Source organism: Sulfurimonas sp. (assembly GCF_014859695.1).
Taxonomy (GTDB): Bacteria; Campylobacterota; Campylobacteria; order Campylobacterales; family Sulfurimonadaceae; genus Sulfurimonas.
Genome location: NZ_JACUTS010000150.1, coordinates 1 through 2,402, shown reverse-complemented (window position 1 = coordinate 2,402; position 2,402 = coordinate 1). Strand labels below are relative to the sequence as shown.

Genomic DNA, 2,402 nt, shown 5'->3' with positions numbered 1-2,402 from the left:
AAATGGGCAATAAACTTCATATCGTATCTCTTGGATGCACAAAAAATCTAGTCGACACCGAAGTGATGATGGGCAAACTTCAAAACTTTGAACTAACCGATGATCAGGGAGATGCAGATGTAATCATCGTAAACACTTGCGGATTCATTGATGCTGCAAAACAGGAGTCGATAAATACCGTCCTTAACCTTCATGATGCACGAAAAGAGGACTCTGTTTTGGTGATGGCGGGATGTCTGAGCGAGAGATATAAAGAGGAGTTGGCTAAAGACATGCCTGAGGTTGACATCTTTACTGGTGTGGGCGATTATGACAAGATTGATGAGTTGTTGCGAGAGAAAAAAAGCAGATTTTCTGAGGCTGTATATCTTATTGACGGTGCCGAGCGCGTTGTTACAGGCTCAACCTATCATGCTTACATAAAACTCTCCGAGGGGTGTAACCAAGCATGCAGCTTCTGCGCAATTCCCTCTTTCAAAGGCAAACTAAACTCCAGAACTCTCGACTCGATTGCAAAAGAGGTTGAGGGTCTTGTAGCAAAAGGCTACTATGATTTTTCATTTATCTCTCAAGACAGCAGCTCATATTTGCGAGACCAGAACGTCAAAGACGGACTTAGTCTGCTTATCCAACGCATAGAGCTTATTGATGGTGTAAAGAGTGCAAGAATCCTTTACCTTTACCCATCAACAACAACGATTTCACTTCTAAAAAACATAGCAAAAAGCAAAATCTTCCACAACTACTTCGATATGCCTATACAACATATAAACAACGATATGCTGCGTATTATGAAGAGAGGTTTCGGTAAAAAAGAGACTTTAGAGCTTTTAGAGTACATGAAGTCACTTCCTAACTCATTTATGCGTACAAGCTTTATTGTCGGACACCCTGGCGAGACGGATGAGATGTTTGAAGAGATGTGTAAGTTTGCCGCAAATTTCGGTTTTGACCGCATAAATGTTTTTGCTTACTCCGATGAAGAGACCACTACGGCTCATGAGATGAGCGAGAAGATTCCTGCAAAAATCATCAACAAAAGAGCCGAGATCTTAGGTGAAATTGCCGCTGAAGTTATGGAAAAATCGCTCAAAGGCGAGATCGGCAAAGAGGTTCAAATCGTAATTGATGGCGAGAGCGATGAGCATGAGTATCTGCTAAGCGCAAAAGAGCTTATCTGGGCGCCTGAGATTGACGGAGAAATTTATGTAAATGACAGAACCGGCGATGAAGAGCTTGAGTTTGGCAAGATTTACAGAGCCAAGATCACCGACATTGTCGGGGACATACTAACCGCAACAGTAGATAATGCTTAAAGACAAAACTCTTCTAAACCTTAAAGATAAAAAGAACCTCCTAGCCTTCTCTGGCGGAGCGGACTCTACCGCTCTCTTTTTTCTTCTCTTAAAGCACAACATCCCCTTTGACATTGCAATCGTTGACTACGGCATTAGAGAACAGAGCAAAGAGGAGGTGGCATATGCTCGTGAGCTGTCTCAAACGCACAATCTCAGATGCCACATATTTAAGGCCCCTAAGATCGAGCAAAACTTTGAAGCAAAAGCAAGAGAGATACGTTACGCTTTTTTTGAAGAGCTTATCAAAGAGCACGGTTATGAAAATCTTTTGACCGCACACCATCTGGGAGACAGATTTGAGTGGATGCTTATGCAGTTTTGCAAAGGTGCGGGATGTGCAGAGATAGCGGGAATGCGGAGCATTCAAAACAGAGAGTTTTACAAGCTTGTGCGCCCTCTTTTGCATCTAGACAAAAAAGAGCTCTTAGCCTACCTGCATGCGAACGAAAAAGAGTACTTTGAGGATGAGAGCAATCTTGACGAGGATATAAAAAGAAACTCCTTTAGACACAACTACTCTATGCCGCTTTTGGAAAAATATCTAAGCGGGATCAAAAAAAGTTTTGACTACATCGATGAAGACAGAGCAGAGCTTATTGAAGAGATAGAGATAAAAAGCATCAATGAACTTGCATACTTCAAAAGCTCCAAAAACCAAAGAACCGATATATTCGTAATCGACAAATACCTAAAATCAAAACTTTACATCTTAAGTGCAAATGAGCGAGAACTCCTAAAAAGTCAAAAAACTTTGGTTGTCGGAAGAAAGTTTGTTGTAAACCAAGATAAGGATTTTGTATTTATAGCCCCTTATATTACGAATGAATCGCCCATGAGCAGCGAATTTAAAGAAGCGTGCAGAATCTTGAAGATAGAGCCAAAACTCCGACCATACCTCCACAAAGACAAAGAAGCTTTTCATACAGTTACAAAAATTTTAAATTCAACTTCTTAAACTTTTCTTACAATTTAAAATTAACACAAAATTAATAGGTAAATCCGATGAAAAATAAAATTTCACTTAATCAAGAAATTAAACTTGGA

At 40.2% G+C, this 2,402-nt stretch carries 2 protein-coding genes; both read left to right on the top strand.

All coding sequences use genetic code 11. The annotated features are described in order from the left end of the window. The first annotated feature begins 2 nt into the window (after positions 1–2). Positions 3–1,316 (top strand): 30S ribosomal protein S12 methylthiotransferase RimO, encoded by a 1,314-nt coding sequence (gene rimO / locus IBX42_RS12100; protein ID WP_294933186.1) that lies wholly within the window; start codon positions 3–5, stop codon positions 1,314–1,316. Then, a complete protein-coding gene (gene tilS / locus IBX42_RS12095; protein ID WP_294933185.1) occupies positions 1,309–2,313 on the top strand; it encodes a tRNA lysidine(34) synthetase TilS in 1,005 nt (334 codons plus the stop codon). Before rimO ends, tilS begins: the two co-directional genes overlap by 8 nt. The last annotated feature ends 89 nt before the right edge of the window (positions 2,314–2,402 follow it).